The sequence below is a fragment of the Tropicibacter sp. Alg240-R139 genome (genome assembly GCF_900537075.1).
In the GTDB taxonomy this organism is placed as follows: domain Bacteria; phylum Pseudomonadota; class Alphaproteobacteria; order Rhodobacterales; family Rhodobacteraceae; genus Falsiruegeria.
In genome coordinates, this window is the sequence record NZ_UNRA01000004.1 from 29,333 (window position 1) to 43,101 (window position 13,769).

Annotated in this window: 17 protein-coding genes; 12 read left to right on the forward strand and 5 right to left on the reverse strand. The window is 59.6% G+C overall.

The window, feature by feature from the left end:
- Positions 1 to 24: 24 nt before the first annotated feature.
- Positions 25 to 1,011 (reverse strand): GlxA family transcriptional regulator, encoded by a 987-nt coding sequence (locus tag G6R15_RS15845; RefSeq protein ID WP_164660957.1) that lies wholly within the window; start codon positions 1,009 to 1,011, stop codon positions 25 to 27.
- Between the two features lie 134 nt (positions 1,012 to 1,145).
- Between G6R15_RS15845 and G6R15_RS15850 the strand changes: the two genes are divergently transcribed.
- From G6R15_RS15850 to G6R15_RS15860, 3 genes are all read left to right on the forward strand, one after another.
- A complete protein-coding gene (locus tag G6R15_RS15850) occupies positions 1,146 to 2,063 on the forward strand; it encodes a 3-keto-5-aminohexanoate cleavage protein (RefSeq protein ID WP_164660958.1) in 918 nt (305 codons plus the stop codon).
- A 93-nt stretch (positions 2,064 to 2,156) separates the two neighbouring features.
- A complete protein-coding gene (locus tag G6R15_RS15855; RefSeq protein WP_164660959.1) occupies positions 2,157 to 3,620 on the forward strand; it encodes a carnitine 3-dehydrogenase in 1,464 nt (487 codons plus the stop codon).
- Positions 3,617 to 4,390 carry an SDR family oxidoreductase gene (locus G6R15_RS15860; protein WP_164660960.1) on the forward strand — a complete coding sequence of 258 codons (774 nt, stop codon included), beginning with the start codon at positions 3,617 to 3,619 and terminating at the stop codon, positions 4,388 to 4,390. The genes G6R15_RS15855 and G6R15_RS15860 overlap by 4 nt, the downstream gene beginning before the upstream one ends.
- Before the next feature lie 78 nt (positions 4,391 to 4,468).
- Here the strand turns inward: G6R15_RS15860 and G6R15_RS15865 are convergent, their stop codons facing one another.
- Positions 4,469 to 5,335 carry a helix-turn-helix domain-containing protein gene (locus tag G6R15_RS15865; RefSeq protein WP_164660961.1) on the reverse strand — a complete coding sequence of 289 codons (867 nt, stop codon included), beginning with the start codon at positions 5,333 to 5,335 and terminating at the stop codon, positions 4,469 to 4,471.
- A 115-nt stretch (positions 5,336 to 5,450) separates the two neighbouring features.
- Here G6R15_RS15865 and G6R15_RS15870 point away from each other — a divergent pair, with 115 nt between their 5' ends.
- The 3 genes from G6R15_RS15870 to G6R15_RS15880 are packed head-to-tail and all read left to right on the forward strand — an operon-like array spanning position 5,451 to position 7,479.
- The gene (locus G6R15_RS15870) at positions 5,451 to 5,654 is read left to right on the forward strand and encodes a DUF2061 domain-containing protein (RefSeq protein ID WP_164660962.1); all 204 of its coding nucleotides are present in this window, start codon (positions 5,451 to 5,453) and stop codon (positions 5,652 to 5,654) included.
- The gene (locus G6R15_RS15875) at positions 5,647 to 6,555 is read left to right on the forward strand and encodes a fatty acid desaturase (RefSeq protein ID WP_164660963.1); all 909 of its coding nucleotides are present in this window, start codon (positions 5,647 to 5,649) and stop codon (positions 6,553 to 6,555) included. The genes G6R15_RS15870 and G6R15_RS15875 overlap by 8 nt, the downstream gene beginning before the upstream one ends.
- Before the next feature lie 21 nt (positions 6,556 to 6,576).
- Entirely contained in the window at positions 6,577 to 7,479 is a 903-nt protein-coding gene (locus tag G6R15_RS15880) for a DMT family transporter (RefSeq protein WP_164660964.1), read from the forward strand.
- Between the two features lie 221 nt (positions 7,480 to 7,700).
- Here the strand turns inward: G6R15_RS15880 and G6R15_RS15885 are convergent, their stop codons facing one another.
- Both G6R15_RS15885 and G6R15_RS15890 read right to left on the reverse strand, forming a co-directional pair.
- Positions 7,701 to 8,414 carry an NUDIX hydrolase gene (locus G6R15_RS15885; protein WP_164660965.1) on the reverse strand — a complete coding sequence of 238 codons (714 nt, stop codon included), beginning with the start codon at positions 8,412 to 8,414 and terminating at the stop codon, positions 7,701 to 7,703.
- A 22-nt stretch (positions 8,415 to 8,436) separates the two neighbouring features.
- Positions 8,437 to 8,829 (reverse strand): DUF983 domain-containing protein, encoded by a 393-nt coding sequence (locus tag G6R15_RS15890; protein WP_164660966.1) that lies wholly within the window; start codon positions 8,827 to 8,829, stop codon positions 8,437 to 8,439.
- Between the two features lie 248 nt (positions 8,830 to 9,077).
- Here G6R15_RS15890 and G6R15_RS15895 point away from each other — a divergent pair, with 248 nt between their 5' ends.
- From G6R15_RS15895 to G6R15_RS15910, 4 genes are read left to right on the forward strand one after another with little or no spacing between them, the layout of a single operon-like run.
- Positions 9,078 to 9,527 (forward strand): EF-hand domain-containing protein, encoded by a 450-nt coding sequence (locus G6R15_RS15895; RefSeq protein ID WP_164660967.1) that lies wholly within the window; start codon positions 9,078 to 9,080, stop codon positions 9,525 to 9,527.
- 57 nt (positions 9,528 to 9,584) lie between these two features.
- Entirely contained in the window at positions 9,585 to 10,172 is a 588-nt protein-coding gene (locus tag G6R15_RS15900; RefSeq protein WP_164660968.1) for an RNA polymerase sigma factor, read from the forward strand.
- Positions 10,165 to 10,527, forward strand: coding sequence for a hypothetical protein (locus G6R15_RS15905; RefSeq protein ID WP_164660969.1), 363 nt, complete (start codon positions 10,165 to 10,167; stop codon positions 10,525 to 10,527). The genes G6R15_RS15900 and G6R15_RS15905 overlap by 8 nt, the downstream gene beginning before the upstream one ends.
- The gene (locus G6R15_RS15910; RefSeq protein ID WP_164660970.1) at positions 10,528 to 10,992 is read left to right on the forward strand and encodes a periplasmic heavy metal sensor; all 465 of its coding nucleotides are present in this window, start codon (positions 10,528 to 10,530) and stop codon (positions 10,990 to 10,992) included.
- A 2-nt stretch (positions 10,993 to 10,994) separates the two neighbouring features.
- On the opposite strand, the gene G6R15_RS15915 is transcribed toward G6R15_RS15910, so the two are convergent.
- Positions 10,995 to 12,389: a diguanylate cyclase gene (locus G6R15_RS15915; RefSeq protein WP_164660971.1), complete on the reverse strand. Its 1,395-nt coding sequence runs from the start codon at positions 12,387 to 12,389 to the stop codon at positions 10,995 to 10,997.
- A gap of 95 nt (positions 12,390 to 12,484) precedes the next feature.
- On the opposite strand from G6R15_RS15915, the gene G6R15_RS15920 reads away from it, so the two are divergent.
- Positions 12,485 to 12,769: a DUF3572 domain-containing protein gene (locus G6R15_RS15920; protein ID WP_164660972.1), complete on the forward strand. Its 285-nt coding sequence runs from the start codon at positions 12,485 to 12,487 to the stop codon at positions 12,767 to 12,769.
- 56 nt (positions 12,770 to 12,825) lie between these two features.
- The gene (locus G6R15_RS15925) at positions 12,826 to 13,515 is read left to right on the forward strand and encodes an HAD family hydrolase (protein ID WP_164660973.1); all 690 of its coding nucleotides are present in this window, start codon (positions 12,826 to 12,828) and stop codon (positions 13,513 to 13,515) included.
- The last annotated feature ends 254 nt before the right edge of the window (positions 13,516 to 13,769 follow it).

The following is a 13,769-nucleotide window of genomic DNA, read 5'->3' on the forward strand; positions in this document are numbered from 1 at the left end:
GGAGTATTTTCGAAAAGATGAACGTTAGTGGTGTGTGGGTTGACCGTGATCTTGTCGCAAGTCACGGGCCGTTAACCCATGGGCCGTTCGAAAGGCACGGGCAAAACTGGATTGCGACGTGAAACCAGTGGCCATGGCGACATCCATCAGTGGGATTTCGGTGTCGGTGACCAGGCGACGGGCTTCGGCCAATCTCAGGTGCAGATAATGGTCCTGGGGTGTCGTGTTCAGGCGCAGGCGGAACTGCTGTTGCAGGGTCCGTGAGCTGGTGCCAAGGGTGTTGGCGATGTCCGAGAGCGGCATCGGCTCTTCCAGCGCGGCCTCCATCAATGCGTTGGCCTTGGCGGTCAGCGCGTTGTGGCGATGAGGCAGACCGGTGCGACTTTGCGGTTTTGTTGGCGCGGGCGCACCGTCGTAAAGGAACAGTCCCGAGACGCGTGAGGCAAAACCGGACCCGTGGCGGGCAGCGATAATGTGTAGCATCATTTCGATGGCGGGCATGGCCCCGCCAGAGGTCAGGCGGTTTTCGGACAGGGTGAAGCGGTCACGCAGCACTTCGATCTCGGGGAAGCGGTTGGCGAAGTTGTCCAGGTCTTCCCAATGAGTGGTGGCGGCATGGCCATCCAGCAACCCGGCCTCGGCCATCAACCAGGGGCCACCGTCGATGCCTGCAATCGTCGCCCCGCTGGCCGCAATGCGGCGCAGACCTGCCAGCAGGTTGGGTTTGGCATGGCGGGCCAGTTGGAAGCCTGCAATCACGATGAGCAGATCACAGCCTTCTAGCCGCGCAAGCGGGATGCCGGGTACGGCCAGGCCACTGGTCAGATGCGCAGGCGTGTCCGTCGCGGTTACATAGTCCCAATCAAAGGCCGGACGGTCAGCCAGCCGATTGGCGGCTCGCATCGGATCGACCGCCGCAGCGAAGCTGAGCGTGTTGCAATCGTCCAGCACAAGAACGGCTGTTTTCAGGGCCTGGTGTTCAGGCTGAAGTATGTTTTTTGCGGATTTCATCAAGTTCGATTCGCATCATGTGAAGTTTCGATGACAAAGCTGCGCCAGAGTCGGGGATGAACGCAAATTGGAATCCGTGGACAAGCCTGGGGATAAGCGCAGGTATAAGACGGTAAATCGAAGGGAAAACACAAATGCCTTTGGAAATGAACCGCGACGTCTTCATCACCTGCGCCGTGACCGGCTCGGGCGGGACGCAAGATCGCAGTCCTCATGTGCCCCGATCGCCCAAGCAAATCGCCGACAACGCGATTGCTGCGGCCAAGGCTGGCGCGGCCGTTGTTCACTGCCATGTGCGGGATCCGGAAACCGGCGCGCCCTCGCGCGATCTGGGCATGTTCCGCGAAGTCACGGACCGTATTCGCGACGCTGACGTGGACATGGTTTTGAACCTGACCGCCGGTATGGGCGGTGACATGGTGTTCGGGGGGATCGAGAATCCGTTGCCTTTGGCCGAGGCGGGCACCGATCTGGTTGGCGCTTCTGAGCGGGTCGCGCATATCGCCGAATGTCTGCCCGAAATCTGCACACTGGATTGCGGCACGATGAACTTTGCCGAGGCTGATTATGTCATGACCAACACCCCTGGGGCGTTGCGCGCCATGGGGCAGATGATGACTGATCTGGGCGTAAAGCCCGAGATTGAAGCTTTTGACACCGGCCATCTTTGGTTTGCCAAGCAGTTGGTGAAAGAGGGGATTCTGGAACCCAACGCTTTGGTGCAGCTGTGCATGGGCGTGCCGTGGGGGGCACCCGATGACCTGAACACATTCATGGCGATGGTCAACAATGTGCCGGACAACTGGACGTTCTCGGCGTTCTCGCTGGGCCGCAACGAGATGGCCTATGTCGCAGCGGCCGTTTTGGCAGGCGGCAACGTGCGCGTAGGTCTGGAAGACAACCTGTGGCTGGAAAAGGGCGTTTTGGCCGAGAACTGGCAGTTGGTGGAACGCGCAGGATCGATCATCGAGAACATGGGCGCGCGGGTCATTGGGCCGCAAGAGGTGCGCGAGAAGCTGGGTCTGGTGAAACGGGCGCCTGTCGCGAAATAAACTAGCCTCGTGTGTGGGGCTTATCGGGGTGGTGGGCCCGCCCACCCACCCCTTTTTCGCCGCTGCGCGGCGGGTACTATTTGGAGCTGACAGATGAAAACAGCAGCGATCATCGGTGGTGGTGTAATCGGTGGCGGATGGGCCGCACGGTTCCTGCTTAACGGTTGGAACGTGCGGGTGTTCGACCCGGATCCCGAAGCCCAGCGAAAGATTGGCGAGGTTCTGGGCAACGCCCGCCGTTCGCTGCCGGGGTTGAGCGATGCGCCGCTCCCGCCTGAAGGCGCTTTGACCTTTCACGCTGAAATGGCCGACGCCGTTCAGGGCGCTGATTGGATTCAGGAAAGCGTGCCGGAACGGCTGGATATGAAACTGAAGGTCTACAGGGGGCTGCAAGAGGCCTGTGATCCGGGCGCGATCATTGGATCGTCGACCAGTGGGTTCAAGCCGTCAGAGCTGCAAGAGGGCGCACTGCGGTCCGAGCAGATCGTTGTGACGCATCCGTTCAACCCGGTTTATCTGCTGCCGCTGATCGAGGTCGTCCCGACCAAGGCCAACAGTGCCGAGTTTGTTGCCAAGACGCAGGACCTGTTGAAATCGGTGGGGTTCTTCCCGTTGCACGTCAAGAAAGAAATCGACGCGCATATTGCTGATCGTTTCCTGGAGGCCGTCTGGCGCGAGGCGTTGTGGCTGGTCAAGGACGGCATTGCCACGACCGAAGAGATCGACGAGGCGATCCGCATGGGGTTTGGCATCCGGTGGGCGCAGATGGGCCTGTTCGAGACCTATCGCGTCGCGGGCGGCGAGGCTGGCATGAAGCATTTCATGGCACAGTTCGGTCCGGCTTTGGAATGGCCCTGGACCAAACTGATGGATGTGCCTGAATTCACCGACGAGTTGGTCGACTTGATCGCTGGTCAGTCGGATGCGCAATCGGGAATGCACTCGATCCGCGAGCTTGAACGTATTCGAGACAACAACCTGGTGGGCATGATGCGCGCGCTCAAGGCGCAGAACTGGGGCGCAGGGGCGGTGTTGAACGCCTATGATGCGGCGCTGAAACCTGGCGCGCTTCCGACGTTGGACGAGGCGGACCTAAGCCAGCCCATCTTGACGCTAAGCCGCGCGGTGCCGTTGGATTGGACCGACTACAACGGTCACATGACCGAGTCTAAGTATCTGGAGGCCTTTGCCAACTCCACTGACCGGTTCATGGAGATCATCGGTTGCGATTCGGACTACATTTCTTCGGGTGGCAGCTATTTCACCGCCGAGACACACATCCGCCATATCGACGAAACCCATGCAGGAGCCAGGATTGCAGTACGGACCCAGATGCTGCTTGGCGCAGGCAAGAAGTTGCATCTGTTCCACTCGATGTATGAGGGCGACACATTGCTGGCAACAGGCGAGAGCTTCCTACTGCATGTGAGCCTGGACACACGGCGGCCCTGCGCACCGTCCGACGCGATTGAAACCGCGATGGCACGGATTGCTGAAGGTCAAGCTGAGTTGCCGTATCCTGAGGGAGCGGGCAACGCGATCCGCAAACCTGCATGAACCCCGAAAATAAAAAAAGGGTTCTAATTACCGCTGGCGCGTCCGGAGTTGGGCGCGCCGTGGCTGAGGCATTTGCCGAGGCCGGTGCGCAAGTATGGGTGGCGGATGTGGATGTCGCTGCTTTGGCTGTCTGCCCTCAAGACTGGCAACGCAGTGAAGTGAACGTAGCAGACGAGGCGTCGGTTGCGGCGTGGTTTGCCGAGGTTGAGGCCGCTTGGGGGGGCTTGGATGTGCTCTGCGCCAATGCAGGGATCGCGGGACCGACGGCCTTGGTCGAGGACGTGGAACTGGACGCGTGGCGGGCATGTCTGGCGGTCAACCTCGAGGGGGCTTTCCTGTGTTCGAAATACGCGGCGCCGATGCTGAAACGGCAGGGGAGCGGCTGCGTTCTGATCACGTCGTCTACGGCAGGGCAATACGGCTATCCCAACCGCGCACCTTATGCAGCGGCGAAATGGGGCATGGTTGGTTTGGGCAAGACGCTGGCCATGGAGCTTGGGCCGCGTGGGGTGCGTTGTAACGTGATCTGTCCGGGGTCAGTCGAAGGCCCGCGGATCGAAGGCGTGATGGAGCGCGAAGCAGCGGCCAAAGGCATGACCCGAGATGAGGTCTACGCGGGGTATGCCTCGGGCACCTCAATGGGTTCTTTCATCGAAGGGCGAGATATTGGTGCGATGGCGGTGTTCCTGGCCTCCGATGCGGCGCGATTGGTGTCGGGACAGGTGATCGCCGTCGACGGGCACACGGTCAACCCCGACCCCAAGATATGAGGGCGCGTCCAGCGTTGCCGGGCGCGTGCTTTTCCTAGCTCAGCTTCGCTGAGCCTGAATGGCCCTGCGGGCCATGGGTCATGTGCCGCTGATGGCGGCGCGCAATTGCCTGAGGTGTGTGGGGAAGTGGCGCGCGGTTAGATCGGCCTCGCGCACCAGCGTGTCGAAATGGCGGGAAAATGTTTCGATCCGGTCCTTGTCGCGGAAGGCCATGTAATGACCGCCGGCGTAAAACACGCACATCAACGGGCCAAAGATCGTGACGGGTGCCGAGTAAAGCCGCTTGGCGTCAAAGAGATAGACGCGTAGGCGCGGATAGAGCTGCTCGGTGAGCGATAGAAAATGGTCGATTTGTTCCAATCTCACTTCCAGCGATAGCCCATGATAATAGCCGGTGGCATGGGCAAAGCTGTGAATTTCGTAGAGTGGCATGGCGATTTCATAATCGGATTGCGCGCTGCGCATCCAGGTCAGGCGGTCCTCGGAAGCGCCGATAGCCTGATCCGCTGTGCGCCCCAGATGGGGTGAATATTCCCATTCCAACAACGCGCGCGTTTTGAGCATGTCAGGCAAAGCAGCCGGGACATAGCGGATCTTGTAGCCGGCCGCCTGCTGATGCCAGTCAAAGATACGTTCATCCACCAGCGCGCGGGGCGCTTCGGTCAGGCTGAGCGATCCGGCCAGCAGTTCAGCCGCGCTTTCGGGGCGGTCAGAGAGGCTGAGGAGCCAGTCCGCAGAAACACCAAGAGCACTGGCGCAGGCACCCACCACGTGGGCGTTAGGCAGACGGGCTCCGTCGTCAGTCAACAGCTGCGAAATTGTCGATCGGTCGACGCCGACCAATCGTGCAAGCGCACTTTGACTGACCTTTCCGTCCTCCATCGCCTTGGCCATGCGCAAGCGGAATTGGGCGGCGCGAATGCGTTTGTCAATTTTTTCAATCATGTGGTGATAAATATCACAGATGCTGAGTTTTGTTAATCATATTCAGAATTCTCAACTGACCGCAGCCCGCGTAGCAAATCAGTGATTACCAAAAAACGGAAAATACGGAGGCAGAATGGAAACGCGGCAAAGATCCCTGGTCAAGGCGGTGATCTGGAACTTGATGGGGTTGGTCATGATGACACTGGTGGGGCTGATCGCCACCGGCTCGGCTGCCATCGGCGGAACATTGGCCCTTGTCAACACGGCCATCGGCCTGACGTTGTACCTGATCTATGAACGCGTTTGGGCTGGTATCCGCTGGGGCCGCAATGCCTGAGGAGTCGCGCGAGCCAGCCAAGACCCCCGAGTGGGGCACATTCATTTTGATCATCGCCTGCTATGTCGCTTGGGCAGTCGTCATTTTTTTGTTGGCGCAATTGTCAGTTCTGGTGGCAATATTTGTCGGCGGCGTGGTTGCGGCGATGCATTCGTCATTGACACATGAGGCGCTGCACGGGCACCCATTCCGCACCAAATGGCTTAACGAAGCACTGCTGGCTTTGCCGCTGACGCTTTTCATCTCCTACAACCGCTTTCGTGACCAGCATCTGGCACATCACTTGGATTCGAACCTGACCGATCCGTATGACGACCCGGAATCGAACTATCAGGACCCTGTGGTGTGGAATGCCATGCCGGGTTGGAAGCGAGTACTCTATTCCATCAACAACACGATGCTGGGGCGGATCGTGCTGGGGCCGCTGATCGGGCAGATCTGTTTCACTCTGGAGGAGTTGCGCGGCGCGGCGCGCGGGGATCGGGCGATTTGGCTGGCTTGGGCGTTGCATCTGCCAGGTGTGGCTGCTGTCCTGTGGGTCGTGGGGCAATCGGCGATGCCTGTCTGGGCTTGGACGCTGTCGGCCTACATCGGGTTGGGGCTGGTCAAGATACGTACATTCCTGGAGCACCGCGCACACGAAAAATCGCGTGCTCGCACAGTTGTGATCGAGGACCGAGGGTTGTTGGCATTTCTGTTTTTAAACAACAACCTGCACGTGGTTCATCACATGAATCCACAAGCACCATGGTATCGATTGCCCGCGCTGTATCGGGCCGACAAGAACCGTTACCTCGACTGCAACGAGGGGTATGTCTATCGCTCGTACGCTGAGGTTTTTCGACGCTACTTCTTGAAGCCCAAGGATCCCGTGCCGCATCCACTCTGGCCTGCCGAGTAAATCCGGGCCATACGGGGCGACATGAGTTTGTGGATTCCCGTCACCCTTGCCGCCGCCGCTTTTCAAACGGTGCGGTTCATGTTGCAAAAATCGCTCAGCACCGTGAAGCTGTCTGCAGCGGGGGCGACCTTTGCGCGCTTTGCCTATTCTGCGCCTTTGGTGGTTGCCGGGCTGCTGGCCTATCTGTTGATCAGCGGGCGTGACTTGCCGCCGCTGGAACCGGTGTTTTGGGGATTTGTCGTTGTCGGTGGGACGGCGCAAATTCTGGCCACTATCTGTGTGGTGTCGTTGTTCAAACAACGCAACTTTGCCGTTGGCATCACGTTCAAGAAGACCGAGGTGATCCAGACCGCAATTGTCGGATTGATCGTGTTGGGAGAGGGAGTGTCGCTCTGGGGAGGGGGGGCCATCCTGATCGGATTGCTGGCGGTGCTCCTGTTGTCCAAGACACCCGGCGGCGATGGTAAATGGTGGGCGCATCTGACCAATCGCGCGTCGGTGCTTGGGCTGGGGTCAGGCGTGCTTTTTGCCTTTTCGGCCGTCAGCTATCGCGGGGCCTCGCTGCAATTGGGCGATCTGGAGCCTGCTTTTAGGGCGGGGATAACATTGGCCGCAGTCACCAGCTTTCAGATGGTCGCCATGGCAGTCTGGCTTGCGTGGCGAGATCGAGCCGAATTACGCGCGGTGTGGGAGACAAGGAATACAGGGCTGTTTGTCGGGCTGACCAGCATGGGCGGGTCGTTCTGCTGGTTTTTGGCGTTCACGTTGCAGAACGCGGCCTACGTCAAAGCGCTTGGTCAAATTGAGCTGATTTTCAGCCTGATGGCGTCGGTGCTGTTCTTCCGTGAAAAGATCACTGGCCGAGAGATCGCCGGGATTGCCATGCTAGGGCTTTCAATCCTGGCATTGGTGGTTGCGATCTAGATCGCTTTCGTCTGCCTGCAGAACTTCAATTAACTTCGGGGGGCTCCCGCACCCGAGCGATCCCGACTTCGTCGGCACCGTTAGCGGCTTTGGGCCGGGCACTGCGCAAAGCGCAGTGCCCGGCCCAACGGGAGGAGATGTTGCGTCAGGAATATCGACAACGGGCGGGAGCACCCCGTTGCCTGTTTACACCGTAGGCTGACCTTGTGCATCGGTTCCGGTCAGGGATGATCGGGCATTGGATAACCACGTAAGCGCAGGAACAGGCTGGCCTCTTCGTTGTTATGGAAATAGGGCACCGATTCAGGCGGGTTGCGGTCCTGGACGCGACCGGCGACTTCGGCCAGAACCACCTCGGTGATGAACGGCAGGTCGAACTGGCGGGCTTCGGTCAGTTTGATCCATTGCAGATGAGACAGCTCGTCCGAAGCATGGGTGAAGTCATCCAGATCGCCCTGGATATCATCAGCATCGACCAGAAAGAACCGCGCATCAAACCGGCGGGGACGACCCGGAGGGGTCAGGGCGCGAAACACGAATTGCAGGCTCTGCGCTGACGGCAAATGGCCGGTGGCGGCAAAGGTTTCCCAATCCGCAGGTACGTTGCCATCCCACGTACCACGCGTGCCTAAAACCAGCCCGGTCTCTTCCCACAGCTCGCGGATTGCCGCCACAGCCAGCGGGTGTTGTAACCCGTCAGGCGCATCATCGCGCAGGCGGTTGTCGCACACTTCGGGCAATGGCGTGGCTAGGGAAATGCCTGCATCCCCGGCATCCACTGCACCGCCGGGAAAGACGAACTTGTTGGGCATGAAGGCGGCCTTTGCGCCGCGTTGACCCATCAGGATGGATGGGTTGTTCAAACGATCGCGTAAAACGATCACCGTAGCCGCATTGCGGATCGCGGTTTTATCTATGCTGCCTGTAGTGCTCATGTCCCCTCACGTATTCGAATGATCAGCCGGATTTCCCGAACCCGTGCATGCGTCTGGCCCATTGATAGGCCACGATCGCTCCTTTTAATCTGGGAAGAAGGTAGAGTGACAGCGACAGACAACCAAGGGCAAAGATGGCAAAAAGCGTCAAAGGTTCCGGCCGATACTGAACAAAGGTGAAATGCAGTGACGGGGCCATCAAATGACCGACAATCAAAATGGTCAGGTAAGCAGGACCGTCGTCCGCCCGGTGATGAAACAACTCTTGCCCACATTCTGGGCACTGATTGTTCACTTTGAGGTAGCTATGCAACAACCTGCCCTTGCCGCAGTTGGGGCATTTGCGTCGAAACCCGTTGAACAAGGCCGGCCAGGTGGGGCGATCCGCGGGTGTGTTGGCTGGCTGGTCGGTCATACCTTTGTCACTCAATCCATAGCACGTTTGAGGTTACCCTATGTTGCGGGTCGCTTCTGGGTCGTCGCAAAGAGAGCAATGTGTCCAGGTGGCGCCGTGTCGCTAATTGTGTCCACAAACTCACTATACGGGATCAACAGGCACATGATCGAAAAAATGTGCAAGCAGCGACGGAATGCGCAGGCTCCTGCGTTTGATTTGCATGATCGGCGACACGGGGTCGCCGTCCGAGTAAAGGATTATCGGAAATGAAACATGCAGGTTTTATCGCGGCAGTGGTGATTGCGGCGGCAGGTGTTGCGGGTACTGCGGTTCTGGCCAAAGGGTCGCATGCAACGTTTCAAGAGTTGGACGCAGATGGAAACGGTGAAATCTCGAAAGCAGAAATGGAAGCGCACCGCACCGCGCGCTTTGCCAAGGCCGACACCGATGGCGACGGCAAGCTGAGCCTTCAGGAAGCAACCGCCAAGGGGCAGGAACGTGCGGCCAAGCGTGCGAACAAGATGTTCGAGCGTCACGATGCCAATAATGACGGCTTTCTGGACGCCGAAGAGTTGCCGAAACCGCGTCGGGCGGGCAAGGTCTTTGACCGTATGGACACCGATGGCAGCGGCGGCATTTCCGAGGCGGAATTTGCCGAAGCCCGCGAGCGTATGAAGGAGCATCGCAAGAAACGTGGTCACCAGGATCAAGACTGATCCGGAGTGGAGGATTTTGCCTCTATACCGCTTTCAAGTCACGGCGGGAACACCGCCGTGACCCAACCCATTGACGCGCCCAATGACGCGCCATGCGATGATGCATTGCTGGTGCTTTTCGCCAATGGGGATGGGCAGGCAGCCCGCGATTTGACCACGCGGCTTGGGCCACGGACCTATGCCGTGGCGCTGCGTGTGCTGGGCAACCGGGCCGAGGCCGAGGACGTGGCGCAAGAAGCGATGATGCGGCTGTGGCGGGTGGCGCCCAAATGGGAACAGGGGCGGGCAAAAGTATCGACCTGGCTGTACCGGGTGACGCTGAACCTGTGCCTGGACATCAAACGCCGACAACGGTCGGTCGATCTGGACGCGGTGCCAGAGCCTGAAGACGCCGGGCCGAGCGTCGCCGAACGCTTGCAGGACACAAGCCGAATGGACGCGTTGCAACAGGCACTGATGCAGCTGCCCGATCGGCAAAGACAGGCTGTGGTGCTGCGCCACATCGAAGAACTGAGCAACCCTGAGATTGCGGGGATCATGGATATCAGCGTCGAGGCGGTCGAAAGCCTGACCGCCCGAGGCAAACGTGCGTTGACTGCGGCCTTGTCGGGACGACGTGCAGAACTGGGATACGACGATGACTGACGACATGGATCTGGAACAGATGTTTGCAAATGCGCGGACGCAGCGGGATCACCTGCCGGACGCATTGTCGGCCCGAATGTTGGCGGATGCGGCGCAGGTTCAAGCTGGGCGCGCCACGATGGAGCCTGCCGCTCGCCCCGGCCTTTGGGCGCAGCTGCGCGCGGGCCTCGGTGGGTGGACGGGGCTAAGCGGTTTGGCAACGGCTTGCGCTGCTGGGGTCTGGATTGGGTTGGCTCCGCCGGATTTCCTTCCTGACCCGGTGGGGTTTGTCTATCAGCAGGAGGTGGAGGTGGATCTTATTTTTGGTGTCGATGAGACGGGGATTCTGCCCGGAATTCTGACGGAGGACGGATAATTGGCCGAGCAATTCAAACGCAAATGGCCCTGGATGCGCATCCTGCTGATCACCTCGTTGGCAGTGAACTTGCTGTTTGTCGGGCTAATCGTTGGGGCCGCTCTGCGGTTCGGCGGCCCGGACAGCATGCGCGCGCCACCACGAAGCCTGGGTTCGGCTCTGTATCGGGCACTGCCCGACGACGTGCGACAAGAGATGCGGCAGCACAGCCGCTCGGGTCATGGCACGCGGCGCAGAGGCGGATTCAAGGATGTTGGGGTCATTGTGACCGCGCTGCGGGCCGTTCCGTTTGATGCTGAGGGGCTCGAGTCCGTGATGGACCGGCAACTGGCACAGCGCGAAACGTTTCACCGCTCAATCCAGGACAAATGGTTCGACTGGATCACATCAATGAGCGACGAAGGTCGTGCAACTTATGCGGATCGCCTCGAAGAGGTTTCGCAGCGCAAGACGCACAAAAATTAGGGTCAGGCGGCCGCCGCGATCAGAGAGACCTGATTGCGGCCCGCACCCTTGGCCTCGTACAGCGCCCGGTCGGCTTGCGCCAAGAGGTTCGGCGCGTCCTGCGGGTGGAACGGGGAAGACAGGCATTGGCCATCGATGGCAAAAAGTCCAATGCTGGTGGTGATCGGAATCGGTATCTTCTGACCGGGAATGCGAAACAGATCGCGGTTGATCCGCTGGCACAGCCGATCTGCCATCTCCAACGCCTGCGGTCGGGTGGTGTTGGGCAGTACCATCATGAATTCTTCGCCGCCCACACGCGCCAGCAGGTCATCGGACCTCAGTTGTGACTGCAGCCTGCGCGCAGTTTCCATCAGAACCGCATCACCAGCGGCATGGCCAAAACGGTCGTTGACCTGTTTGAAGTGATCCAGATCGGCCATCATGACAGCAAAACTTTGCCCACGTGCCGAGGCCTCGCGCGCGATGCGGGCCAGTTCCGGCAAGGCAAAACGGCGGTTGTGCAGCCCGGTCATCGGATCGATCAGCGCCGCACGCAACCCGTCACGCACCGTATCGCGGAACCGATCCGCTCGTGCCTTGCGCTGCAATTGGGTTTCCAGGCGCAGTGACAGTTCTTCGACGCAGAATCCAGCGGGCATCACATCGTCGGCCCCCCGGTCCAGCGCATCGGCGGCCAGATGCGCGTTGGCCGGGTTGGGGATGGCGATTACGGCAGAATTGCGGGTGACACCACGCGCCCTTAGATCCGCCAACAGGCGCAAGCCTGTGATGCTGTCGCACAGTTCGATCACAATGGCATCCGGCACACGCTCGGTCAGCAGGTGTTGCATGTCGTCGATCTTGTGCAAGTCCAGGTGATGCCGCGTGCACCCCTTGAGGCGCGATCGCCAGACCGCGCCGGTGCCGGGGCTCTGGGTGATCAGGGCGATGTTGCCGGTGGGCAGGGGGCCATGGAACGGTGGCGACGCCTCGGCCAGGCCAAGCGCTTGCGATCCGCCTTGCATGCGCAGCTCCTCTGATCCGGTGTGGGCCCGGATCAGGCTGCGGATGCGGGCCAGCAGGATCACATCGTCATAGGGTTGACTGAGCACGTCGTCGATCCCGGCGCCCAGGGCTGCGAGCCTCGATGCCCGGTCGTTTTCAGCCGTAATCGCGATGGTCGGGATACCTGCTGTGGCCTCGTCCTGTTGCAGCAGGTCGCGCACATCCAGCGCACTGCCATCTGGTAAGGTCATGGCGCAGAGAATCAGGTCCGGCTGAACCCGCCGCACCAGCGCCTCGAGCCCTGAGAGCCTGTCACCTTGCACAACGTGATACCAGGCCGCAGAAAGCTGCACCTTGAGCATGATGCGGTTCGTCGCAACACCATCGAGTATCAAGATCGTTCCCTGCACGGCTTCCGCCTTTCGACAGTTGCTTCCAATTCTTGCTAAAGTGTTTATGAGACTGGTTAACAAACCCTTTCCGCTTCGAAAATGATGGAGTTGACATGCCATTTTCCGCCGATGCCGCTCAAACCCTGGCCCTCAAGGCGTTGAGTTGGCTGATCGGAAATGACGAATTGTTGCCGGTTTTCCTGGGCTCTACCGGAGCATCCCAGGCGGACGTGAAGACGCAGGTGTCGAACCCGGAGTTTCTGGGCTCGGTCCTTGATTTCCTGATGATGGATGATGCCTGGATCGTCGCATTTTGCGATGCCAATACAATCCCTTACGATCACCCGATGCAGGCGCGCGCCGTTTTAGCGGGACCTGCAGATATGCATTGGACCTGATAGACCCATTGTGATGCAGATGGGTCTTTCCACACCTCAAGACCGGAGAAATTTTCATGCCTATCGACGCTCTGCTATTTGACAAGGACGGCACCCTGTTTGACTTTGCCGCCACGTGGGAGGCCTTTGCCCGTGCATTCCTGTTGCGGGTAACTGGCGATGATCTGGCTCGGGCGGCTGAAGTAGGGCAAGCCATCGGATTCGACATGGCAACGAACAGCTACGCGTCCGACAGCATCGTAATTGCAGGCACCCCTGGTGAAGTGGCTGAGGTGTTGGCTGATTTCTTCCCCGACATGTCGCACGAGGAACTGGTCGACATGATCAATGACGAAGCCGCCCGGGCACCCCAGGCCGAGGCAGTACCTTTGGCGGCGTTCTTGGATGACATGCGCGCCAAGGGGCTCAAGCTGGGCGTGGCGACCAATGATGCGGAACACCCTGCGCGTGCGCATCTGACCTCGGCGGGAGTGCAAGGGAAATTCGATTTCATCGCCGGGTTTGACAGTGGTCATGGTGCCAAGCCTGGGCCTGGGCAACTTTTGGCCTTTGCTGCGCATGTGGGCATGGCACCAGATCGGGTCGCGATGGTAGGGGACAGCACTCATGACCTGCTGGCTGGGCGCGCTGCCGGTATGACCACCATCGGTGTTCTAACGGGAATGGCGACAGTTGACGATTTGTCGCCACATGCGGATGTGGTCCTGCCGAACATCGGTCATATCGCGGAGTGGCTGGCCCGCTGATCCAGATGACTTGGGGAGAAAGTTCCAAATCCGTCTTCGCAGTGAGGGCAAAGACGTCGCACAGGTGGGCAGGGTGCAACCCATTTGTGTGCAACCGTAACATCCTACATCGGCGAACTGCGTCAGTCAGCCAGGCGCTCCCACCCGTCGTCGATGTTTCTGACGAAACACCTCCTCCCGTTGGGCCGGGCCTCGCTTCGCTCGGCGGTTGCGTTTGATCGCGCCTGTCACTTCGTTGGCAAATCTGACGGTAA